The following is a 23,906-nucleotide window of genomic DNA, read 5'->3' on the forward strand; positions in this document are numbered from 1 at the left end:
TGTTTAAGCCAGACGCCGCTAAGTTACTTCTGCAGCACTCCGGGGTCACCCTGCTGTTTCATCCATGCACGGATCGACTTCTTGAAGCTCTCGATACGATATTTGTGTTCAGGATGATTCGCTAAGTTGCGTTGCTCCCAACTGTCCTTGCTGAGGTTGTATAGTTGATACTCCGGAGGGGCGCGGAAGCGGTCGATCTGCTGTTGAGCCGGCGCATCGTTTTTCGCTTTCCGCAACCATGATTGATAGAGTTGGCGAACGTGACGATCCGGCATTTTTTTATCGATATAACCGTAGTCAAAGCCGTTGATCGTTCTGACCGCGAACTTGTTGCCGGGGGTGAGGTTCCACATAAATTTGTATTTTCCATCCGTCACAGCTCTCGCATCAAATTTGGGGCCTTCTGAACCGCTGGTATAGTTAAAAAAGGCCTTGTCGCGGAGGCTGTCTGTTTCCTGTTTGAGCACAGGTAGTAGGCTGCGTCCGTCTATATTCTTGGGCACCGCACCTCCTGCAGCTTCGATTAATGTGGGAACGATGTCACAGTATTGCGCAAGGGTATCGGTGCGAAATGCTGCCAGCTTCGGATATTTGATCAAGCAAGCGGAGCGCACTCCCCAGTCGTGATTGGTCCATTTCCCTCCTGGCATTCCTGCACCATTTTCATCCAGCACGATGAGGATGGTGTTTTCATCCAGATCATGTTTTTTGAGCAGAGATCGAGTTTTGCCCACCTGATCATCGAAAAGGCGCACCTCAGCCAAATACTCACGGAAATAGTGTCGCGACTCTTTGGTATCGGGAAAGTGGGGCGGAAGTTTGATGTCTTCCAATTTCCAGTGTGAGGTATCACCGGAATCCCACGGCGCATGCGCGTGCACGGAACATATCACGAGACAGAATGGTTGCTTCCCATTGCGGGTCATGAATTTTTCTGTTCCGCCCCAGTCTTCTCCAGCGATTTCTTTGGCATTACAATTCCTTGGGAGCCCTTTTACCATCTCGAAGGGGTAAACGGACCTTGGGCCGAAGTGTGTTTTTCCTGTCAATCCTACACGGTAGCCTAACTTTCTCAAGTAATGCACCATGCTCAGTGTGCCTGGTTTCGATTTTTTATGGTTGGTCATGCTGCCGTTCCGGTGCGGTTGCAAGCCTGTGTAGAGCTCCGCGCGGGCCGGACCACACACCGCCTGGGTGACAAACATATTATCGAAGACCACACTCTGCCTCGCCAGTAGGTCGATATGAGGAGAGGTGTGAGGATTCTCGCCACCGTAGCAACCAAGCGAACTCGAGCTGATGTCATCAGCCAGTAGGATGACGATGTTAGGTTGGCGGGATTGCTCTGCGTAGGTTGGCGCGAACGTAAGTAGGCAGGCAGAAAGTAGAAGGTATTGGACGAAAGACATCATCGTGTGGGGCGAGCTGAAAAGGTGCTCCATCCCATGGCATACGGGAAGTTTGATGGACGAGATATGATTCCTGCGCGAAGTGAGCTTAGCCAAACAGCTTGGTGATCGGTTTGCCTTCGCGGCCGCCCATGCGAAAGGGGCGTTTGCTGTCGGACATCACCACTTGATCGTGTTTCACGCCGAGGGCGTGGGCGATGGTGGCGTTGAAGTCCTGGGCATTGACTTTGTCCTCGGTGACCGCGGAGCCGGTGGCATCGGTGGCGCCGAAGACCTGCCCACCCTGGATGCCTCCTCCGGCCATGAGGGTGGAAAACGCTTTGGGGTAATGGTTTCGGCCGGCGTTGCTGTTGATGGTGGGGGATCGACCAAACTCGGTGCCGAGCACGACGAGGGTGCTTTCTAACAGGCCTTTCAGCTCGAGATCCTTGAGTAGGGCGGCGAGAGCTTGATCGAGCACTGGGATCTGCTCTTCCATCAGACCAAAGTTATCGGCGTGCCAATCGAATCCTCCGAACTCGACTTCCACAAAGCGGACCCCGCGCTCGACCAGACGGCGAGCTAACAGCACACCTTTGGCAAAGCGCTCGGTGCCGTAAAGCATGTGCACGTCCTTGCCTTCCTGGCTCAGATCGAAGGCTTCCAGGTCCTTGCTTTTCATCAATTTCACCGCTGCGGAGTAGGCCTCGTTATAGGCGCGGACCTGCTTCTGACCTTGGGCGTATTTCTGGTCGAACTCGCGGTCGAGCTCCTGGCGGAGGTTGAGCTGATTGTGGAACTCTGCCTCGGTGACCCGTTTGTTGCGTTTGCTGTTGGACAGGCCGGTGGAGGCATCTCCGATAGGCAGAGGGGCGTATTTTGCAGGCAGGAATCCGGCACCCGGGTGGCTGCTGCCGCAGTTCACCGTGATGTAGGAGGGGATGTCTCCGCTGCCTCCGTCCATCAGTCGGTTGGTCCACGCTCCCGGTGTGGGGTGCACGATGCTGGAGCGTTGCGTGTAACCGGTGCGCATGAAGTAGCGTCCCTGCTCGTGAGCTCCCTGGGTGGTGTTCATCGAGCGGATCAGGGCGACCTTGTCCATCTGCTTGGCGAGCTTCGGCAGGCAGTGGCCGAGTTGGATGCCATCGACATTGGTATTGATCGCTCTGACATCACCTTTGATATCGGAGCCGGCGTTCGGTTTGGGATCGAAGGTATCGATGTGGGTCATGCCGCCGGACATAAACAGATAGATCACATTCTTCGCCTTTCCGCCACCTGCGGCGATCACCGAAGGATCAAGTGCCACCTGATCGGCGTAGGCTCGTTGGTTGAAAAAGCTGGCGGCAGCACCACCGACGGTGAGGCCGAAGCAGGACTTGGCAGTGGTGGCGAGAAAGCCGCGGCGTGAGAGCTCGTCGAGTTTATGGGTATCCATGGTTCTGAAGGTTTGGGGTTGGGGGAGGTTACTGGACGAAGAGAAAGCGTTTGGAGTTCAGCATGGCCTTGGCCAGGGTTTGCACCTGACGGGGGCTGCCCATCAGCGGCTCGAAGCGCTCGCGCTCTGCCGGTGTGGGCATGCTGCCGTAGATGGTAAGGAAGAGCGTTTCCAACTTCTGGGAGGCGGTGGCTGACGCCCGCATCTCCCTGGCCAGCTTGCCTTTGCCATCGGTGAGGGTCATGATTTCCTTGCCATTGAGTAGGGTGAGCGCCTGGGGGATGGAGGCGTGTTGGTTCGAGGCGTTCGACGTTTCGCGATCGGAGGCACCGAACTGGCGCATGAAGGTGCCGGGTCTGAATGGGGCGGGCTGCTCGGAGGCGCGCAGCATGGGAGCCTTGCGCATTCTGAGGTTACGCATGGCCATCATCGCCATCATGTCATTGCCGCCGGAGCTGTCCATTTTCCGCTTCATGTTGCGGTAGCCTTCACGCAGCTGACGTTCGAGCTTGGCGACCTTGTCCATCTCGCCTGCGCCTTTCGCCTTGCTGATGGCGAGCTTGAGCTTGCGGTTCTCGGCGCGCGCGGCGTAGAGGATTTTCTCCTGGGCATCGGAAGCCTCATCGAGAGCGACCAGTTCAGGCAGCGACATCTTGAACAGCTTCTCGGTGCTCTGGGTGTATTGTTGCCACTGGGATTGAATCGAGGAGTTCTGTGAGCTGTCCTTGTTTCCAAACTCGAGCACCAGCATGGAGTCGTGGATTTCCTCGGCGGACATGCGGCGCAGAATAGGGCCGCGGAAATCGTAGCTGCCGCCCATTTTAACCTGCTCGCTGGCCACCGCGCTTTCGAACAAGCGGGTGTGATAGAGCACGCGCATGAACTGCTGGACATCGTAGTCGGTGGCTTTCATCACCTCGCAGAGGTAGTCTAACAATTCCGGGTGGGAGACACGTGTGGTCTCCGACCAATCGTCCAACGGCTCGACGATGCCCCGACCAAAGACCTCGGCCCAGAGGCGATTGACGATGACTTTGGTAAAGCGTGGATTGCTGGGGCTGGTGACCCAACCGGCAAATGCCTTCCTGCGCTGGTCCTTAGCGACGTTGGTGATGGCATCGCCGAAGTAGGTTTTGGGCGTGAGGATCTCCCCCGGTTTGCCATCGTTGTACTGGTAGTCCTTCGGCAGGCGTAGTTGCTGGCTGGCATTGGTGCCGGTGGCGTTTCTTCTGAAATCCTTGAACAGGCTGGCGTAGTCGCGGGCGTATTTCTTGGCGACACCTCGGTTTTTCATCGCTTTCTTGCGCGATTTTTGATCGCCACCCTGGCGGAAATCGCCGAGCTCCATGCCATTTTCCTTCAGGGTGTAAGTGGTCAGTCGGCGCAGCAAGTGCTCGGCGGCGTCGCTCTTGTAAGTGGTGCCTCCCATGAAGGCGGCGAGCTCGAAATACTGCTTCTGAGTGAGATCGTCAAAGGGGTGATCGTGGCACTGGGCGCAGCCGATCTGAGTGCCGAGGAAGACTTGGGCGGTGTTGCTGACATTATCTAACAACATGTTTCGGTCGCGCAGGTAATAGCCCACCGCCGGATTCCGCGCGGCCATGCCTTCGGCTGCGAGCATCTCGTTGACAAACTGATCGTAGGGCATGTTGTTCTCCACCGCGCTACGAATCCATTGGTGCCAACCGAGTCCGTATTTTTCATCATTGGTCTGCAGCCGCAACAGGTCTGCCCAGAAGTTGAACATCTGGCTCTGGTAGCCTTGCGAGTGGACCAGGGCGTCGACCAGGCTCTTGCGTTTGTCCTTGGCGGTGTCGGTCAAAAATTCCCGAGCTTCTTCCGAGGTGGGAATGCGGCCACCGATGGAAATGTATGCCCGGCGCATGAAGGTGGCGTCATCGATGACCGGGTTCGCCTTTACCTTGCTCTTCTGCAAATAGGCGGCGACAAGCTGATCGATCTCATTGCTCGTGCTGCGCACCGTTTCCTGAGAAAATGCTTTGGCGTCTGCCAGTGGGGCGAGGCTGAGACAGGCCACGGTGGTGAGCACCGTGGCGATGGCTCTGGTGGGGAGGAGGGGGTTTTTCATGGTGACTGGAGTTGGTGTAGGCGATTTAACCGACTAGGGGTGTGTTGGTTGCGAGGGTTTTGATTGAAATGCAGAAATCCGATCGAAGCCGAGCCGGCGACAGCCGATTCCACCCCGTTCAACCAGTGAATACGGTCGGCCGGGTCGATTTATTGCATCGTATGGCCAGCACCCGGTCTCGTTGTTCCTCACCGAGTCTCTCGAGATCCTGCTGCGGGGTGCTGGCATGGCGGATCAATGATCGGTGCTGGTGTGCTGCAAATAGGCCACCGCCTCGGCCTTGGCCGGGTGGTCGACCAGTTCATCGCGGATGTCCGAAAGGCGCTGGTAGAGATCATCGCCGAGCTTCTCGCGCAGCATGGCATCATACTGGGCGGCGTGTTCCGCATTTCTTACCGCCTGCTGCCAGGGGGCGGTGAAGACGAGGTGGAGTTCGTTGTGCAAATTTCCGGCTTGCAGAGCTTCCCACTCGCCGCCATCGAGCCAGATGCCTCCGGTGATCGAGCGATCGATGCGGAAATCCAGCCCGTGACCCACGCGGTAACGCGTCATGATGGTGCCGGTGGCCGGGCAGAGTTTCACCGCGTCATTGAACTCGCTGAGAGGGGCGTCGGTCTGGGCTGCGGGCGTGTCGCTTTTTCCCTCCTGGGTCGATAGCGGTAGCCACTGCCAGTAGTTTTCAACAGGAATCCAGTGCCCGCCGGATTCCGGGCAGCGAAAGGCAATCAGGCCTTCATCGAGTTCAGTTTGGACGAGTTCTTGGTGCGATCCTACGGGACTTTTCATATTCCCCGACTATGACTTCCGTGCCTACGGGAGCAAGCTGGAAATCACCCCTCGGTCGGGTGGATGGGGGCCAGCAGGTTGGTGAGAATGTCGTCGTTGAGTTTGAGGGTGTTGAGCGAGGCGGTGAGGATGGAGTCCGAGATGCCGGCCTTTTTTTCCTGCATCTGCTGGATGCGCTGCTCGACGGTGCCCTGGCAGATGAGTTTGTGAACGAAGACCGGCTTGTCCTGGCCGATGCGGTAGGCGCGGTCGGTCGCTTGGTTTTCGGCGGCGGGGTTCCACCAGGGGTCGTAGTGGATGACGGTGTCGGCGTTGGTTAGGGTGAGGCCGGTGCCGCCCGCTTTTAGGGAGATGAGGAAGACCTCGGCTTTGCCGGCTTGGAAATCTTCGACCAAGTCCTGGCGGTTTTTGGTGGCTCCGGTGAGTTTTAGATAGCTGGTGTCTTGCTCCACAAGATGCTGCTCGATGATGTCCAACATCGAGGTGAACTGGGAAAAGATCAGCACCCGGCGGCCTTCTTCTTTCAAGGTGGCGAGGAGGTCTGTGAGGTAGTTGAATTTTGAGGAAGTATTCGGTTTGAGGTTTTCAGTCTTCAGTGAGCCTGTGTCGACGAGGTTTGGGTGGCAGCAGATTTGGCGGAGTTTGAGTAGGGCATCGAGGAAAACCATCTGGGCTTGCTGGCCACGGATGGCGAGCGCCTGGCGAACGTGTTTGTCCATGGTGGCGCGCACGGTTTCGTAGAGGTCTTTTTCGTGTTCGCCGAGTTCGATGAGGTGGGGGATCTCGGTTTTCGGTGGCAGTTCGGTGGCGACCTGGTCCTTGGTGCGGCGCAGGATCAGTGGCCCTACCTTGTGGGCGAGGGCATCGGCGCGTTGCTGGTTGCCGTCTTTCTCGATGGGGTTCCGGAAGGTCTCGCGGAAGGTTTCGCTGGTTCCTAACAGGCCTGGCATGAGGAATTCGAAAAGGCTCCACAGTTCTCCAAGGTGGTTCTCCACCGGGGTGCCGGAAAGGCAGACGCGGTGGCGTGAATCGAGCTGCTTGACGGCGGTGGTGACCTGCGCTCCAGGGTTCTTGATGTGCTGGGCTTCATCGAGCACTAAGAGGTGGAAGGGCTGACTGGAAAGGGGCTCGAGGTCACGGTGCAGCAGGGCGTAAGAGGTGAGGGCGATATCGCAGTTCGGCAGCTGGCTGTAGCGCTGATAGCGATCGGCCCCCTGCAGGATCACGACCTTGAGTGAGGGGGCGAATTTGGCGGCTTCGCGTTGCCAGTTTTCCACCACACTGGTGGGGGCGACCACGAGGTTGGGCAGTGTGTTTCCCTTCTCCTTTTCCGCGAGGATGTGGGTCAGGGTCTGCATGGTTTTCCCCAGACCCATATCATCGGCGAGGATGCCGTGGAGTTCGTTGTTGGCGAGGAATTGCATCCATTGGTAACCTTCCTCTTGGTAGCTGCGGAGTTCAGCTTTGAGGGTGTTGGGCACCGGAGTGGAGGCCTTGTTTGGTGTCTTGGAGGCGAGCGCCAGGGTTTTGATTTCCTCCGGCGTTTCGCTTTCGAGATCCTGCTCTAAGGTCTCGGCCACGGCGGCGGCTTCCACTTTGTGCAGACGCATCTTTTTGCCATCGAATTTGAAATCCATCAGCTCGCCGAGGTGGGTGAGGATGCGGCGGAAACGACCGACCGGTAAAGTCAGCCCGCGGCCGTCGGGCAGGAAGATCAGGAACTGCTGGCCATCGGGTAAATCCCGGGTGATCTCGAGGAAATTGTATTCCACCAGGGTGGCGAGCACGGGTTGCAGCTCGATTTGTTCGCCATCGACCTCGAATCCGGCCGAGAGGTGGAACCAGCCGCGACCTTCCTCGACGATTTCGGCCTTCCAGGTGGAGGCGTTGAAGGCGAGCGGCTTGTGTCCGACGTCGTGGGCGAGGGTGACTTTCCAACCTCGTTTTTCCAGTGCGGCGATGCCTTCGTGGCGGAAGCGCTGCCAGTAAAGTGACGGCTGCCATTGCTTCGAGTCGGGAGCCCAGAGGGTGCTGATTTCGTCCACGGTGGGGAGTTTTTTCAGCGAAACTGGCGGTGTTTCGGCGCCGGGGATGAGGTCGAGGGCGTAGAGCGTGTTCAGCGCGTTGCTCTCGGCGGCGCGATCGCGTGGTCGGGCGATGTTGCCGGCGGGGTCGAGCGGGTAGGATTTCGTGCCGTAGTCGGCGATGGCGGTGGCGTAGGTCTCGGGGAGCCAGGGGAAGTCATCGTTGTTCGGCCGGCGTTTGATGTGCAGGCGGAAGGTGATGGATGGAGATTCTGCGGGGGCGGGGGACTTTTCAGCATCGAGCTGTTGGGTCGGCGCAGGGGTGTTTTCAGGGAGCTTGCCGAAGGCCTTTTCAAGTCGGTTCGGCCGACTGAGATGTTCCAGCACGGCGGCGGAGTGGACGCAGCCGCTGCGGACCGGGCAGGTGCAGTCGGTATCGACCTGTAAGCGCCCTTCCTCCAGCCAAAATGCCAGGGTGCTCTCGTCCTGATGTCCCTCCGGATCGATCACCGTGCCGACCACTTCGATGTCTCCGGTATCCAGCAATTCAGCGCGTGTTCCGGTGACACGTTTCGCTCTGGCGGCTTTGAATCCGGCGGCGAGAACGCTGTCGGAGAAGAGGCTTTTCCAATCGCCTGAGGCGAGGAATTCACGGAGGTCATCAATGCCTGGAGGATGGGTCACAGCCCCCTCATAACGGAGGAATGTGGCGTTGGCACGGATGTTTTCTGTAAAATCGGTGATTTTATGGGAAAAACAGGCTTCGGAGAGGTATTTAAGGATTGCTGAATAATACCCTTTTCCTCATACTGTCGGCGGACGCAGAGGTCCCCCGAATTTCCCCTCATTCCCCCCCAATTACTACTGAACATGTCTGAAAAAAAGAAGGTCATCATCGCCTGCGGAGGCACTGGGGGGCATTTGTTCCCGGGAATTGCAGTGGCCGAGGAACTTGAGCGTCAGGGGCACGAGGTGCTGTTGTTGATTTCCGAGAAAAAAGTCGATGCCCAGGCGTCGAGCAAATACGGCGATCTGCGTTTCAAGACGGTTCCGGCCATCGCCAAGCCAGCCACCCTCTCGCCGAAGATGATTCCCTTCCTGTTCCGTCTTTGGAGCACCGTCAAGCAGTGCCGCGCCATCCTCAAGGAGGAGCAGGCGGATGTGGTGCTGGGTATGGGGGGCTTCACCTCACTACCGCCCGTCATGGCAGGCAAGAAGATGGGGCTCGCGACCTACGTGCACGATTCGAATGCGGTGCCCGGCAAGGCGAACCGACTGACCGCACGCTGGTGTCGGAAGGTTCTGTTAGGGTTCGACGTGACCAAGAAATATTTCCCCAACTCCGACACCGAGGTCACCGGCACTCCCGTGCGCAAGGAGCTGGAACAGCTACCCAGCCAAGCGGACGCTCGCGCGAAATACGGACTGGCTCAGGATGCCAAGACCGTGATGGTGATGGGTGGTAGCCAGGGCGCCAAGCACCTCAACACCCTGGTGGTGGAGGCGGCCAAGGCCATGCCCGGTGTGCAATTTCTCCACATCACCGGCGCCGCGGACCACGATCGCGTGATGGAGCTTACCAAGGATCTGAAAGGTTACCACGTGCTGTTGTTCTGCGATGACATGGCCTCTGCCTACGCCGCGGCGGACATGGCGGTGTGCCGCTCCGGTGCGTCCAGCATGACAGAGCTGGCCTACGTCGCTTTGCCCTCGGTCCTCGTGCCTTACCCCTACGCCGCCGATGACCACCAGACGGTCAACGCCGAGGTGTTCGAAAGCGCCGGTGCTGCCGTGCTGCGTCAAGAATCTGAGATGGACGCCGGATCGCTGGTGGCCGATATCATCCGCATCACCGAGGAGCCTGCCGTCTGCGAGGAAATGAAAAACCGCGCAGACCAGCTCGCCGTGAAAGATGCGGCCAGCCGAATCTGCAAGGTCATCACGACCTCCTAACACAATTTTCCGATCACCTATTTTCCCCCACTCTCTCACGCATCTCCATGAATATCGAAGAACTCAGCCAACGCCTCACTGACCGTGAGAACCCGATCCACGTGCACCTGATTGGCGTGGCTGGCTCGGGCATGAGTGGCTTGGCTTCGTTGTTGTTAGGTATGGGGCACAAGGTGAGCGGCTCGGATCGTGTTACCAGTGGCGAGACCCATCGGATGCAAGGCTTGGGCCTGGTCTTTTCCAGTCCACACCACGCCGATGAAGTCCACGGTGCGGACGTGGTGGTGTATTCCTCCGCCATCCGCGAGGACAATGTCGCGCGGACCGAAGCGCGGGCGGTGAACATCCCCTGCATCCGTCGTGCCGAGTGTTTGGCTGCGATTCTGCACACGCGCAATGGCGTGGTGATCTCCGGAACGCATGGAAAAACCACCACCTCCGCGATGTGCGCGCACGTCTTGCGCCGGGGTGGGATCAAACCCTGCCACTACGTCGGCGCCGAGATCCCCGTGCTGGGAAGCAATGCCCACTGGGAGGAAAATGGCGAACTGATGGTGGCCGAAGGCGATGAAAGCGACGGCACCCTGGCACTCTATCAGCCGGAGCACAGCGTGGTGCTGAACGTCGAGGAAGAGCACCTCGATTTCTATTCCGGCATCGACCACATCAAGGAGGTGTTCAGCACCCTGCTCGATCAAACGCGCGGGAAGAAAATTTACTTCTCCGGCTGCCCGGTCGCCACCGAGCTGTGCGCCGAGCGCGATGGCGCCGTGTCCTACGGCTGGGAACATGCCGATTTCCAAGCGTCCGATATTCACGAAACCGGAGGCACGGTCACCTTCGACGTCACCAAGCGCGGTGAGTTGTTAGGTCGGGTCGAGCTGGGGATTCCCGGTCGGCACAATGTGCTGAATGCCCTGGCCGCCATTGTGGTGTCCGATGCCGCGGGCGTCGATTTTCAACTGGTCGCCCGCGCCCTCGCCACCTTCGCCGGTGCGCGCCGCAGGTTCGAGACCAAATACCTGACCAAGAAGCTACGCATCATCGATGACTACGGCCATCACCCTACCGAGGTGGCCGCCACGCTGCAGACGGCGCGCTCGCTGAACCCGGAGCGACTCGTCGTTGTTTTCCAGCCGCACCGATACAGTCGCACCCAGAAGCTGGCGGATGACTTTGGCAAGGCGCTGCAAGCGGCCGACCGCGTGTTCGTCACCGATATCTACCCGGCCAGTGAGCTGCCGATCGAGGGCGTCACCGCGCAGACGATCGTGGATGCGATCAAGGCGAATGGCGACACCCGCGCGGAAGTCGTTGGACCTGTGCGCACCGCCCACCATGTCGTTGGCAATGCGCTTGATGACGGTGATCTGCTACTGACGCTTGGTGCCGGAAACGTGCACGAAGCCGGCGCAAAAATTGCGCGCGACATGACGGTGTTAGAAGAAATGCTGCGGCAGGTGGAAGACGGTCAAGTCAGCGCCAAGCTGTATGAACCGATGCGTCGGCACACCACCATCCTCTGTGGCGGCCCAGCCCAGTTTTGGCTCGAACCGCAAAGCCACGCTGCCTTTGCCGATCTGGTTTCCTACTGCCGCGAACGTGGTCTGCCCCAGCGGGTGATTGGTCGTGGATCGAACCTGCTGGTCCGCGACGGCGGCATCCGCGGTGCGGTGATCCACCCCACAGGTGGTGTCTTTTCCGAAGTGACGGTGTCCGGCAATGTCATCACCGCCGGTGCTGGGGCCCGATTTAAAAAGGTCGCCAGTGTCGCCGCCACTCACGGGCTAACAGGCTTCGAGTGGATGGAAGGCATCCCCGGTAACGTCGGTGGCGGATTGCGGATGAATGCCGGCGCCATGGGAACGGAAACCTTCGATCAGGTGCTCAGCGTGACCTTCCTCGATGAGGACGGGGAAATCCGCGAGCGTCCACGAGCCGAGATCACCGCGCACTACCGCAGCGTGCCGGAGCTACGCCAGAACTACGCTTTAGCCGCCACCTTCGAAGGCGAACAGGCCGATGCCGACGCCATCGCCGCGCGCATGGAAGAATCCAAAAACAAACGCCGCAGCTCCCAACCGATCGCTGCCAGTGCGGGTTGCATTTTCAAAAATCCGGAGCAAGTTCCGGCTGGCATGTTAGTCGACGAGCTTGGGATGAAGGAGGTCTCGTTCGGCAAGGCCATGGTCTCTCGTGCCCACGGCAACTTCATCGTCAACACCGGCAAAGCGAAATCCGCCGATGTGCTGGGACTGATCGATGACATCCGGGCGAAAGCCAAATCACAACGCGGGATCACAATGGAAACCGAGGTGCAAATCATCGGTGAAGACGACTACACATTCTAACTGAAAACAATCATGGACAAACAATTACTCATCGCCGTCCTCATGGGTGGCCCGGGCTCTGAACGGAAGGTTTCGCTGGCATCTGGAAATGCGGTGCTGGAGGCGCTTCAGGGGGAAGGACTCAATGCTGTGGGTGTGGACGTCACCGACCACGCCCTCGATGTTCCGGAGGGCACCCGGCTTTGTTTCAATGTCATCCACGGCACCTTCGGTGAAGATGGTGAGATGCAGCAATTGTTGGAAGACATGGGCATGCCCTACACCGGCGCAGGTGTGGAAAGCAGCCGTCTGGCATTCGATAAAGTGGCCAGCAAGGTCGCCTTTGTCGATCATGGCGTGCCGACTCCCGCATCCGAGATTGTCGATTGCTCTTCCGGTGCCAAGTTGCCGGACATGGCGCTGCCCTATGTGGTGAAACCACCGCGTGAAGGGTCGAGCGTGGGCGTGCACATCGTGCAGACCGAAGACGAAGCCATGGCGGCGATGGAAGATGCCGCCAAGTATGGTGACGAAGTGCTGGTCGAGCAGTTTGTCCAAGGCAAGGAGCTCACCGTCGGGGTGCTCGATGATGAGGTTTTACCGATCGTGCACATCGCGCCGCGCAGTGGGTTCTACGACATGAACAACAAATATCCGTGGCTCAATGACGATGGCGGCACCGATTACTACTGCCCTGCCGATCTCGACGAGGCGACCACCAAGAAAGTTCAGGACGCCGCCCTTGCCGCGCACCGCGCCCTCGGCTGTGAAATTTACTCCCGGGTCGATGTCTTGCTCGATGACGATGGAAACCCGTTCGTGTTAGAAGCCAACACCATACCCGGCATGACCGCCAGTAGCCTGCTGCCGAAAGCGGCCAAGGTCGCCGGATATGAATTTGGTCCCCTGTGTCAGAAAATTGCCGAACTCTCGCTCGCAGAAAGGAGCTAAACCACCATGTCCCTGTTCAAACCACGCAAAAAGACCACCCGCTCGCCCCGTGTAGCGCGGCGTAATGGTGATCTGCAACAACTGCACATCAAGGTCAGCTCGCCGCGGATCGTGATGATTCAGGTGATGCGTGGTTTGGGTGCGTCGGCCAAGGTGATCATGATCCTGGCAATGCTTGGTCTGGTCGTCTGGGGCGGCTGGCGCGGGGTGCAGCACCTGTTCCTCGGCAATGAAAAATACAAGCTGCAGGAAATCGACCTGCAGACCAACGGGCACTTCAATGTCCAACGCTTGATGTCCATCACCTCCATCGATCCGGAATCGAGCATCTTTGCCATCGATACCGCCGAGATCAGCGAGCGCCTGCGGGAGCTGCCGGAGGTGATCGACTGCGAAGTCGCCTACCGCCTCCCCGGCACCTTGAAAGTGGATATCACCGAGCGGGTGCCGGCGGTGTGGATCGAGTGCGAGGAGCTGGGTCTGCCGGGTCGGCAAAATGGCGGCGTACTGGCCGACAAGGACGGAATCACCTTTCCCTGCGAAGGATATCTCTGGGAATCGTCGAGAGATCTCCCCGTGATTGTGGTTGCGCATGCGGCGGAAAATGCTTTTGTCCACGGTCGTAAGATGAATCACCCCGAGGTGATGCGTGCGTTGCGATTGATCCAGGAGTTCGACAGCGCCAAAGTCCGCGCCCAGTGGCAGGCTGAACGGGTGGTGCTGGTGAACGATTACTCCATGGAAGCGGTCTGCAACGATGGCACCCGCGCCATTTTTGGCATGTATGATCACTCGCGGCAAATCGCCGATTTCATCACCATTTGCGAGCACTCGCTGAAAACGCAACGCAGCATCCAGCACGTGAACCTAATTCCTCAGAAAAATATCCCCGTTAAATTCGCCGGGGACCCAGTCTTGATCAAACCACGCCGCAAACCGGTGACAGTCAGTCCAGACGTGCAGGAGATCGAGTCGATCCTCGACCGCGATTAAACCATGTTCCCATTTTTTACTAGCATCATGTCCAAATCCAAAATTCACGTAGGCGTCGAAATCGGCACCACCAAAACCTGCATGGTTGTAGGTGAGGTGAAGCCGGATGGCTCGGTGAAAATTCTGGGGGTCGGTGAGACCCGTAGTGCGGGAGTTCGGAAAGGTGAAATCACCGATTATCCACAGGCGAAAGCCGGGCTGAAACACGCCCTGCTCAAGGCCGAGGACATCTGTGATGTCGATATTAGCAGCGTGCTGTTAGCCGTGACCGGATCCCATATCGCAGGAGTCAATAACCGTGGCACCTTCCGTCTTCCTGATGACGAGGAGGAAGTGCATGAAAACCACCTCGATGAGGCTACCGAGATCGCCCGAGACCTGGCGATTCCCGGCGACCACGTGTATCTGCACAATTTCATCCGCCACTACCACCTCGACGGCCAGGAGCACAGCGTCAGCCCGGTGGGTCTGTTAGGTCGATCCCTCGATGTTGATTTTCACATCGTGCACGGCATTCGCACAAGGATTCAGAACAGCATCAAATGTGTTCGTGAGATTCCGCTGGAGGTGGACGACGTCGTTTTTGCACCCATCGCCGCCGCACAGGTCGCGCTCGATCGTGAACATAAGGATGCCGGCGCACTGGTCATTGATATCGGCGGCGGCACCACCGATTACGTGCTCTATCTCAAAGGAGCGATTGCTGCGTCCGGCTGTATTCCCGTCGGGGGCGATCACATCACCAACGACATCCACCTGGTCACACACATTCCATTTTCCCGCGCCGAGGAGCTGAAACGAACCGAAGGGGACGCCTCAGGTGACCCGGCGAGAGGCATAGGGATGGTGAAAATCATCGATGACCACGGCCTCGAGGAAGGTGAAATGAAGCGCTCGCTGCTGAACGACATCATCAACGGCCGTTTGGAAGAAACGCTGTATCTCATCCTCGATCGCTTACCGGAAAATGCGATCAAGGAAATTGGCACCGGCGTGTTTCTCACCGGAGGCACCAGCAGCATGCGTGGCTTTAGTGAGCTGGCGAACAAAGTGTTCGACCTGCCGATCTACCAGTCCGAGCAATCCAACATCAGTGGCGTGCACGCCAACTTCCGCGATCCTCAGTATTCCACCGCTGTCGGCCTGATCCGCTATGCGCAAATTCTCGATGCCGAGCGCGAATCGAACAGTGGAGGTCCGGTGACCCGCGCTTTGAAATCGATCTGGCCGTTCAGTCGATAGGCAACGGGGCCTATCCTTGGATAGTCACAGGCGTGCCAATTTTCACCTTGGAGTAGATGATCGGCACGATGTGCGACTGTCCACGGATGCAGGCGTGTGACGCGGGGTAACGTGGCACTCGGCCGACGTGCATGCCAATGCCACTCCAGGTCAGACGCATCCAGTAGGGCATGGCTGCGCCGACAAATTTACCACCCTCCGGCACCGTGTCCTTGCGCGAGCTGGCATCGCTTTTGTGGACATTTCCATCGGCATCGTAGATTTTGCCGTAAAGGTTCGAGCGTTTATCGACGATCTTTTCCAAGATCTTGTAATTGCCCGGAGGCGTTGGGTGGGTCGAGGTGCCAGTGGATACCGCGTAATCGATCGCCACTTCATCGCCATTCATCAGGAAGGCGCGCTGCAGCGGCAGGGAGATCACGATGCGAGAGTTCTCGGCATTGGTTCGGGCCAGTACTTCGTGGTTGCGGTAGCTGTTCGAAGTTTTCGGGTAGCTTGGCTCGGCCTTGAAATGGGCATAGGTGCCGGGAGGGTGCGGGTTTTTAAAGACGGGCTTTGCGGCCTGCGTCGGAGGGGCTGGCGGAGGCGTGGCGCAGCTGCTGATTAGAAGCGCCAGGGCGAAACTCAGTAGAATCGATACTTTCATTGCGGCAGCATAGCACTGCCTTCACCCTTTGCATCTTTCCATGTGCATTTTTCCAAAAATGACCGAAATCAGCATCTGCCAGCTTGCCAGTGTGGGAAATCTGCCGTTACATAGTTAGATGAAGATTAAATTTTGCGGCGCGGCAGGCACGACCACTGGTTCTCAGCATCTCCTTGAAATCAATGGCAAAAAAATCCTTCTCGATTGCGGCCTCTATCAGGGGCACCGCAAGGATGCCTACGAGGTGAACTGCTGCTTCCCGCATTTCGATCCGAAAACGATCGATGCGGTGATCCTTTCCCACGCGCACATCGATCACTCGGGGAACCTGCCGAACCTGACCAAGCATGGCTTCACCGGCAACATCTTTGCCACCTTTGCCACCCGCGATCTTTGCCAGATCATGCTCGCCGACTGCGCGCACATTCAGGAAAGCGATGCCAAATGGCTCAACAAAAAGCGCAAAAAACGCGGTGAGCAGCCGGTGGATGTGATCTACACCAAGGAGGATGTGAACCAATGCATGAAGCAGTTTGTCAACGTCGGCTACAATCGGCCCATGCATGTGGCCAACGGAGTCACCCTGCGCTTCATCGATGCCGGTCACATCCTCGGTAGCGCCCAGGTGGTGCTGGAAGTTGAAGACGAGGATGACGGTCAAACCAAGCGCTTCCTGTTCTCCGGCGATGTGGGGCGCGGCGGCAACGACATCCTCTCCGACCCGGTGTCGGCGGAAAACATCGACTATGTCTTGATGGAAAGCACCTACGGCGGGCGTGAGCACGAGCTGGGAACCAAGGCGGACGACCGCATTGCCGATGTGCTGAAGAAAGCTATCGAACGGGGCGGCAAGATCATCATTCCCTGCTTTGCCGTGGAGCGCACCCAGCAGGTGCTGTATGTGCTGCATCAGCTGTTCGAGGACGGCCGGATTCCTGAAGTCCCGGTCTACGTCGATAGCCCGCTGGCGGTGAATGCGACGGAAATCTTCCGCCTACACCCGGAATGTTTCAACGAGGAGGTGCATCAGTTTCTGTATAACAAGCGCAATCCCTTCGGCTTCGAGGGACTCACTCTGATCCGTGCTGTGAGCAAATCGAAGGAGCTGAACGACAGTAAAAAGCAAGCGATCATCATCTCGGCCTCGGGCATGTGCGAGGCGGGTCGCATCCTCCACCACCTGCGCAATGGCATCGGCAACCCGAATAACACGATTCTCTTCGTGGGCTACTGCGCCGAGAACACACTGGGCTGGAAAATCCGCCACAAGCAACCGGAGGTGAACATTTTTGGCGAGCCCTACAAGCTCCGGGCTCAAGTCGAGATCATGGATTCCTTTTCCGGTCATGCCGATCATTCGGAGCTGCTCGATTACTTCAAGGGGATCACCGGACCGAAAAAGAAGGTCTGGCTAGTGCACGGCGAGCCCACACGCTCAGCGGCGCTGGCGGAATCTTTGGCGGAAATCCACCAAGGCGATATCCAGGTGGCTGAGCTGGGGATGGAGCAGACGTTTTGATCGACTCCGACGGGACGAAGAGAAAAAAACAGCTTGCATCCAGCGAGGCGCTGCGGTAACAAATCCGCCCTGCCTCCGGCAGAATGGTTATTTTAACTAAGCGCGATTAGCTCAGGGGTAGAGCGCATGCTTCACACGCATGATGTCGCAGGTTCAAATCCTGCATCGCGCACCATTTTTTCTCCACACCCTTCGGAAGCTCGTCTTGGGCATTGTGAGAGAAGTTTACCGTTTCTAACATGCTTGTGATGCAATCTCTTTGCGCTCTGTTTAATACATGCCTGCTGCAGAGATCATCGAATTGGAATCGGCTACCGTCAAAGTCCGTTTAGTGGCGCGCGGTGCGGCGATTTTTGGGATCGAGACACTGGACCGTCACGGCCAGCCGGCCGAGATCACCGTGGGCTGTGAGAGCTTAGACGATTTTTACCGGAACAGCGCAGCATTCGGCGCGAGTTGTGGTCGTTTCGCCAATCGCATTGCCAAAGGCCGCTTCCGCTTGGACGGCCGAGACTATCAAGTGGCATGCAACGATGGTCCGAACTCCTTGCACGGTGGCGATGCCGCCTTTCATCAGCGCGACTGGTCAGTGGCCGAGGTCGACAGGGACGCCGAGGGTCGGCAGTGCGGGGTGCGTTTTGAACTCAGTAGCCCGGACGGAGACGGGGGCTACCCGGGAGCTCTGCAGGTCAGTGCCCACTACCAATTGTCGACCGACGGCCAGCTGAGCCTAACGTATTTCGCCACCACGGATGCCGCCACGGTGGTGAACCTCACCAATCACGTGTATTGGAACCTCAGCGGCGTGCCGAGCTCCAACATCAGGGATCATGTGCTGCAGATGAGGGCGGCTGAATTTTTACCGATTGATTCCAACTACCTCGCGCTGGGAGAGCGGCTTCCGGTCGATAACACACCCTTTGATTTTCGGCGGGGCGCCAGCTTGGGAGATCGGCTCGATCACCCGGATCCTCAGATTGCCGAGATGCGTGGCATCGACCATGCCATGGTGATCGAGGGCGAAGGGCTGCGGTCGGCCCTGCGACTGGAACACCCGGTGAGTGGTCGGTGGCTGGAAATGCAGACCGATCAGCCGGCGGTGCATCTTTACACGGGTGGCTTTCTATCCGACGAAGTGCCCGGCAAGGCGGGTGGGGTCACCGCGCCCCATGCCGGCGTGGCATTGGAGTCGGAAAATTTCCCCGATGCGCCGAACCGTCCGGATTTTCCGAGTGCCGAGCTCCGTCCCGGTCAACGATACCTGCATCGCATCGTGTGGAGATTCGGCTGTGACCTCGAGGCGTGATCCATGCACCAGCGGCTGACTGGTCGCTTGGGTGTTAGAACCAAATTTGCTTGGTCATCATCCAGATCGACATCGCCATCATCAGCAAGTTTTCAGTCAGTGAGATGAAGCCCAGCGGCACGCTGCTGCCACCGCCGACGCAGGCGCACTTGAGGTCTCGTTTCTCGATGTAGACCGCTTTGAAAACGGAGACCGCACCAATACTGCTGACGATCAGGGCGAGGGGCGCCACGACCCAGGTGAATAGCCCGGCAATCATCATCGCACCTGCACCGGCTTCGATGACCGGGTAGACATTGGAGTAGGGGACGTAGCGCTGGGCGACGAGGTCATACTGGACAAATCCGGTGGCAAAGGATTTCAGATCCTGCAGCTTGAGAATACCCAGCACACACATGCTGATCGCGATGAACAGCTCGGTGATGCGGATGAGGTCCAACGCTCCCTGCTGTGCCCAACAGGAGGTGAAGGCCATAACCAAGGCGACGGCAAACACGGCAATCACCGGCTGGTAGGTATCACCTTGTTTCGGATCCGGGCCGAGATCAAAGTGCTCGCGCAAATCGTCGTAGGTGCCGATGTGTTTGTCCTCAATCCAGATTTGCGGTGTCTCGTCGTAGCCGTTTTCCTCTTTGTATCGTTTGTTTTCCTCGGAGCTCTCGAGGTGCTGGTCGTCGATGTCGTAACCACGCCGCCGTAACAGATCGAGTGCCTTGAGCCCCCACGGGCAGAAGTGATCAGTCGAAACGATGCGGACTATTTTTGCTTTTTGACTCATAACGGGTTGATCAACATAAGGCAGTCGAGAGATCAATCAAGTGAGCTTGAATAGGAGAGAGGTGCTATGGAGGTGGGCTTGAGCAATTTGGGGCACCTTTAAAGACGTTTCTTTTTGGCGTAGATGAGAGTTCAGATGAGCGGATTTGAGGCTTTACTCGATCTTGTCGCACTGCTCATCATGCTGATAGAGATGCTTTAGAAGGATTGCTTGAATATCCACGACCCTAAACTAACAAATAAATTACAATGATCGATCGTTATGAAATAGTTAGCCAGCTGGGTGAAGATCTCCTCGGGGCGGTATACCTCGCAGATGATACCATGCTTCAGCGCCGGGTGATGTTCAGGCACATTGAACAGGCGGACCGTAAAGTCGTGGAGAGCAGGAGTGATTCTTGGCGCAAAGATTTTAGCAAATTTGCAGGGAAACTTTGCAACATGCAGCACCCGAACTTGCTGACTATTTATGATATTTCCACGGAAGACGATGGCGCCTTTGTGGTGACTCAGTACATTGAGGGTGACTCATTGGCTGAACGTTTGGAAAAGGGGGCGCTCGGTCAGGTGGGGGTTCATCGGATGGCGGCAGATATGTTAGAAGCCTTGCATGCGGCTCATCAGTCGGGTGTCTATCATGGAGCCCTTCATACCGCATCGGTCAGCCGAGTGCATCGGGCTGCGGGAGGTCATCGCTATCTGCTGGTAGATCTTGGTTTGAATCAGTTGGTATCCATGGTGAAAGGTGAGCAAGTCAGCGTGGCTGATCCTGTTTTGCTTGCTCCGGAATTACATGATCGAGATGTCGAGCCGGATGCCCGAGCGGATTTGTTCATGCTGGGGCAGCTGTGCTACACGGCCTTGGTAGGCGGGCATCCTTTTTCGGGGATGGACGCAGACGAGTGCGTGGCAGCCTACCAAAGTAAGGGCATGCCTCCCCTGTCAGATTATGTAGAAAATGTGGACCCTAGTTTCGCTGAATGGGTGATGCGGCTGGTGTCTCATGATCCGCTAGCAAGACCTATGGACACGGCAGAGGCGATGGTGTCACTGCATACCATCACCCTGGATGAGGTAGCCCCTAACGTGCCGGGTGAAACCCATGCTGTGGAATTGGCGGAGATGCCACAGTTACGTGCCAGCACTGGCCCTGTGGCAGCCACTCCCGCAACGCCGGTGAGCACATTTGGCAATCCAACTCCTCAGCGTCAACCTGCCAACTCAGCAGTGCACGCAGCGGCGGCTAACAGCGCTGCAAAAGCCCAGGGCTTGGGGCTTGGCTTGGGCACGTCAGCCCAGAGCGCTGGAGCTCTGCATCAAGATATCGTGGCGGAAGCCAAGAAGAAAACTCTCAAGCTCACCTTGTCTGGCATCTTGGCGGTATTAGTGGTCGGGGGGCTGTTCATCATGTTGAACCAACGGCAAAGCGAGCAACAGGCAAGTTCTGATGCCGCTGAAAGCGAAGCTCTTCCTTCGGTGCAGATTTCCCAAGCGATGATGGTCAATACTAACGCGGAACGGGAAGATCCGGTGGTGGTTAATCTCGATACGGCAAACTCCTTGGATTGGCTCGTGACTACCACTCTACCTTCCCCTGAAAACTACACATCGAAGATCGATGGCTCGTATATTCAGAGTTTTCAACTGAGTGACGTAAAGAGCGAATACCGTTACACCCAACCATCGGTGAATTTTAAATCCGGAGGGAAAAAGTTACTTCCGAGAGCTGCGACTGGGAATCACACGGGCAGTAAGCCGGGCGCTGGCTACGAGTTGCTTCTGCGGATCCCTGCTGAGGCCACAGAATCGTTCACTGCGAATCTCTATTTCCTTCAACGTTACTGTGATGTCCGTGTGGAAATCGATACCCCTGAGAGTGAATCCGCAGAGGTGAAATTGATACCTGCGACCGATGCCGGGGTGCTCTGCCTACCTATCGAGATCAATCATCCTAAGCCGGGCGACTTCTACACCATTCGCCTACTTTCAACCTCCTCGTCTGTAAGTGGTGCCTTTTCCATTGGCTTATGTGGGGTGTCGATTGAGTCGAAGGAGTAGCGGCAGGATTGTCGACTGCGATGACGAAAAAAGGACGCTGAAATGCATCAGCGTCCTTTGGAAAAGATGGGCGACCTCGTCGCCGTGACAGTGCTCGCTACTGGAGGTCTTTTGCCTGATAGGGGGTGGCTTGATCCTGGGTGGATGCTCTGACTTTGCGGACTTCATTGACGTCGCCAGCCGAGGCTTTGTTGCTCCAGCTGTTCCGTGTGAAGGTGATGACGTCCGCAAGGTCTTGATCGGAGATGGCGTGGTTGTCCTTCAGGCCGGGCATGGCCAGTGGGGGACTGTATTTTTTGCCAGCCACGGTGATCGGCCCGGTCATGCCGTGCAGCAAGATTTTGGTGAAGCGTGTGATGTCTCCGGTGACCCACTCTGACTTGTCCAGGGGAGGCCCCATGTTGTCCATGCCTTCGCCTTCTTGGCCGTGGCAGGCGAAACAGGCGGCCTTGTTAATGTAGACGTTTTTACCGCGGTTGAACGATTCCAGGGCTTTCCCCTTGAGATGCGATCCGGGGGCTTTTTTCACCACATCTGCCTGCTGGGTAGCTTTGGTCGCGGCGCTGACGAGCTTGTCGAGTTTGCCATCGGAGAGTTTGCTGTGCTCCTTGCGGAAGCTCACCACCTCGGCGCCGAGTCCGCTGATCAATGTTTCACGGACCCAGGGGGCCTTGAGATGGCTTTCGGTCAATTTCAGTGCCTCATCGCTGGATCCTGTGGCGGCCAGTGCCTTGATTTGGGCATGCAGTGTGCGGGTGTTCTCGGGCAGGGAGACGATCGCCTTTTGCAGCGTTTCGTCCTTGAGTCGCAGGGTGGCGACGAGGTTGAGAGCGTTGTTGACGACATCCGTGTGATCGCTTTTCAGAGCCGGGATGAGGGCTGGGGCGGTGATGCTGTCGAGCCCTTCCAAGGTCCACATGGCGTGGATCTGAGCGAGGGGATTGGTGCGATCGGCCACCACCTTTACCAGCGCATCGACGATGCTAAGATCGCCGGACTCCACGAGCAGGCGCTGGGCGGTGTCGCGGATGGTGCCATTGGCGTGGCTGAGGTATGGGATCCATTGAGCAGGCGTTAGGCCCTCGAGTTTCGGCACCTCGGAGACTTTATTTTTCTCGTAACGCACGCGGTAGATGCGACCGGTCGACGGCTTTGGCTGGTCGAGCTTGCGGTGCACATACTGGCGGCGCAGGTAGCTGGTCATGTAGGTTTTGTGCTGCAACAGGCCGAAATACATATCGACGATCCACAGCGTGCCGTCCGGGGCGGTGTAGATGTTGCAGGGCAGGAACCACTCATCGTCGCTGGCGAGGAATTCCTTGTCGCCATAAGGGTGGGATCCTTTGGGTTTGTTCCACTGGTCGCGTTCGATCTGGATTGCCTTGATTAAGTCACCAGCTGGTTCGGTGGTGAAGCCCATGCCCACGGCGGAGGCTGGGAAGTTGTCGCCCCGGTAGATGGTCATGCCGGCTGCAGCGGTGGCATTGGCCAGCTTGCCATCCTTATCCAAAATATCCTTCATGTAGGCGCGGTTGACACCTGGGGTCATGTGGATGGGGTTGGTTTTGTTCGTTCCCACACGCTCGGAAATCCTAGCCTTCGGCGTGTAGTGGGAGTTTCCGCGCATGAACATCGGAGGGAACACATCGCCGACGAGCAGGACGCTGTTGCTATTGTGGTAAAGGTTACCGGCATTGTCCTTGGCCACGCCCCATTGGCCGCGGTTGTTGGTTTTCTCAATCTGCCATTGGCCTTTGACGCGGCGGTAGCGTTTGTTAGATTTGGCGTTGTAATACCAGTTGTCATGACCCAGCAGCAGGCCGTTCGCCTTGTGCTCCGGGTTGCCGCCAATGGCGTATTCGGCATCGACCACGACCGGTTCGCCCACGGGCTTCAGACCATCGCGTTTGATGAAATACAGAACGTCCTTGCTGGTGTAGAGGCAACCGTCGCTGGTGACGGCCACGGCACGCGGCAGCACCAGACCATCGAGGAAGGTGGTGGTTCGGTCGATTTTGCCATCGCCATTGGTATCTTCCAGAACGCGGATGCGACCGTTGGGTTTTTGTTCACCATTGCCATCGAGATCCGGCATGTAGCTTCGCATTTCACACGACCAGGCACGGCCGTTGGCATCAAACGACAGTGCCACCGACATGTCGACATCTTCGCCAGCGGCTACCGGTTCGATGACAAAACCAGGTGCCATTTTAAAGGATTTCAGCGCATCGTCGAGATCGAGGTAGGGCGAAGGCGGGATGGAATCGATCGGTATCGGATCGGTCATATCATGCCCTTTGCGGTTCCCTTGCTGGGCGAAACCAGGAAGGCAGACCAGACTCAGCGATGCGGTGAGGAGGATGCGTGTGTGCGATGAGAGCTTCATAATCGGCTGGATGGGGGGAA

General features: G+C 57.5%; 16 protein-coding genes and 1 tRNA gene. 9 read left to right on the forward strand and 8 right to left on the reverse strand.

Going from position 1 to position 23,906, the window contains the following annotated elements; translation table 11 throughout:
- Positions 1 to 23: 23 nt before the first annotated feature.
- The 5 genes from JO972_RS03450 to JO972_RS03470 form a co-directional block, all read right to left on the reverse strand.
- Positions 24 to 1,412 carry a sulfatase family protein gene (locus tag JO972_RS03450; protein ID WP_309488604.1) on the reverse strand — a complete coding sequence of 463 codons (1,389 nt, stop codon included), beginning with the start codon at positions 1,410 to 1,412 and terminating at the stop codon, positions 24 to 26.
- Positions 1,413 to 1,497: 85 nt separating this feature from the next.
- Complete coding sequence (locus tag JO972_RS03455) at positions 1,498 to 2,826, reverse strand: DUF1501 domain-containing protein (protein ID WP_309488605.1); 1,329 nt, start codon at positions 2,824 to 2,826, stop codon at positions 1,498 to 1,500.
- 28 nt (positions 2,827 to 2,854) lie between these two features.
- A complete protein-coding gene (locus tag JO972_RS03460; protein WP_309488606.1) occupies positions 2,855 to 4,915 on the reverse strand; it encodes a DUF1549 domain-containing protein in 2,061 nt (686 codons plus the stop codon).
- Between the two features lie 234 nt (positions 4,916 to 5,149).
- The gene (locus JO972_RS03465) at positions 5,150 to 5,701 is read right to left on the reverse strand and encodes a TFIIB-type zinc ribbon-containing protein (protein ID WP_309488607.1); all 552 of its coding nucleotides are present in this window, start codon (positions 5,699 to 5,701) and stop codon (positions 5,150 to 5,152) included.
- 44 nt (positions 5,702 to 5,745) lie between these two features.
- A complete protein-coding gene (locus tag JO972_RS03470) occupies positions 5,746 to 8,409 on the reverse strand; it encodes a DEAD/DEAH box helicase (protein ID WP_309488608.1) in 2,664 nt (887 codons plus the stop codon).
- A gap of 186 nt (positions 8,410 to 8,595) precedes the next feature.
- Here JO972_RS03470 and murG point away from each other — a divergent pair, with 186 nt between their 5' ends.
- Genes murG through ftsA form a run of 5 tightly spaced genes read left to right on the forward strand, consistent with a single transcriptional unit; the run spans position 8,596 to position 15,194 of the window.
- Positions 8,596 to 9,678: an undecaprenyldiphospho-muramoylpentapeptide beta-N-acetylglucosaminyltransferase gene (gene murG / locus JO972_RS03475; RefSeq protein ID WP_309488609.1), complete on the forward strand. Its 1,083-nt coding sequence runs from the start codon at positions 8,596 to 8,598 to the stop codon at positions 9,676 to 9,678.
- A 47-nt stretch (positions 9,679 to 9,725) separates the two neighbouring features.
- Positions 9,726 to 12,029: a UDP-N-acetylmuramate--L-alanine ligase gene (murC, locus tag JO972_RS03480; protein ID WP_309488610.1), complete on the forward strand. Its 2,304-nt coding sequence runs from the start codon at positions 9,726 to 9,728 to the stop codon at positions 12,027 to 12,029.
- Positions 12,030 to 12,041: 12 nt separating this feature from the next.
- Positions 12,042 to 12,959 (forward strand): D-alanine--D-alanine ligase, encoded by a 918-nt coding sequence (locus tag JO972_RS03485; RefSeq protein WP_309488611.1) that lies wholly within the window; start codon positions 12,042 to 12,044, stop codon positions 12,957 to 12,959.
- A gap of 6 nt (positions 12,960 to 12,965) precedes the next feature.
- A complete protein-coding gene (locus JO972_RS03490; protein WP_309488612.1) occupies positions 12,966 to 13,952 on the forward strand; it encodes a cell division protein FtsQ/DivIB in 987 nt (328 codons plus the stop codon).
- Positions 13,953 to 13,979: 27 nt separating this feature from the next.
- On the forward strand, positions 13,980 to 15,194 hold the full coding sequence (ftsA, locus tag JO972_RS03495) for a cell division protein FtsA (RefSeq protein ID WP_309488613.1): 1,215 nt from the start codon (positions 13,980 to 13,982) through the stop codon (positions 15,192 to 15,194).
- Positions 15,195 to 15,204: 10 nt separating this feature from the next.
- Here the strand turns inward: ftsA and JO972_RS03500 are convergent, their stop codons facing one another.
- Positions 15,205 to 15,840 carry a L,D-transpeptidase family protein gene (locus JO972_RS03500; RefSeq protein WP_309488614.1) on the reverse strand — a complete coding sequence of 212 codons (636 nt, stop codon included), beginning with the start codon at positions 15,838 to 15,840 and terminating at the stop codon, positions 15,205 to 15,207.
- Positions 15,841 to 15,958: 118 nt separating this feature from the next.
- Between JO972_RS03500 and JO972_RS03505 the strand changes: the two genes are divergently transcribed.
- The 3 genes from JO972_RS03505 to JO972_RS03515 all read left to right on the forward strand — a co-directional run bounded on the left by JO972_RS03505 (position 15,959) and on the right by JO972_RS03515 (position 18,665).
- Positions 15,959 to 17,359 (forward strand): MBL fold metallo-hydrolase RNA specificity domain-containing protein, encoded by a 1,401-nt coding sequence (locus JO972_RS03505; protein WP_309488615.1) that lies wholly within the window; start codon positions 15,959 to 15,961, stop codon positions 17,357 to 17,359.
- Positions 17,360 to 17,459: 100 nt separating this feature from the next.
- A tRNA-Val gene (locus JO972_RS03510) sits at positions 17,460 to 17,534 on the forward strand.
- Positions 17,535 to 17,636: 102 nt separating this feature from the next.
- Positions 17,637 to 18,665 (forward strand): aldose epimerase family protein, encoded by a 1,029-nt coding sequence (locus JO972_RS03515; RefSeq protein ID WP_309488616.1) that lies wholly within the window; start codon positions 17,637 to 17,639, stop codon positions 18,663 to 18,665.
- Between the two features lie 34 nt (positions 18,666 to 18,699).
- Here JO972_RS03515 and JO972_RS03520 read toward each other — a convergent pair whose 3' ends face one another.
- The gene (locus tag JO972_RS03520) at positions 18,700 to 19,443 is read right to left on the reverse strand and encodes a MauE/DoxX family redox-associated membrane protein (RefSeq protein ID WP_309488617.1); all 744 of its coding nucleotides are present in this window, start codon (positions 19,441 to 19,443) and stop codon (positions 18,700 to 18,702) included.
- 248 nt (positions 19,444 to 19,691) lie between these two features.
- On the opposite strand from JO972_RS03520, the gene JO972_RS03525 reads away from it, so the two are divergent.
- Positions 19,692 to 21,500: a serine/threonine protein kinase gene (locus tag JO972_RS03525; RefSeq protein ID WP_309488618.1), complete on the forward strand. Its 1,809-nt coding sequence runs from the start codon at positions 19,692 to 19,694 to the stop codon at positions 21,498 to 21,500.
- 97 nt (positions 21,501 to 21,597) lie between these two features.
- Here the strand turns inward: JO972_RS03525 and JO972_RS03530 are convergent, their stop codons facing one another.
- Positions 21,598 to 23,886, reverse strand: a complete 2,289-nt coding sequence (locus JO972_RS03530; protein ID WP_309488619.1) for a DUF7133 domain-containing protein — start codon at positions 23,884 to 23,886, stop codon at positions 21,598 to 21,600.
- Positions 23,887 to 23,906: the final 20 nt, after the last annotated feature.

The sequence above is a fragment of the Oceaniferula flava genome (assembly GCF_016811075.1).
Lineage (GTDB): Bacteria > Verrucomicrobiota > Verrucomicrobiia > Verrucomicrobiales > Akkermansiaceae > Oceaniferula > Oceaniferula flava.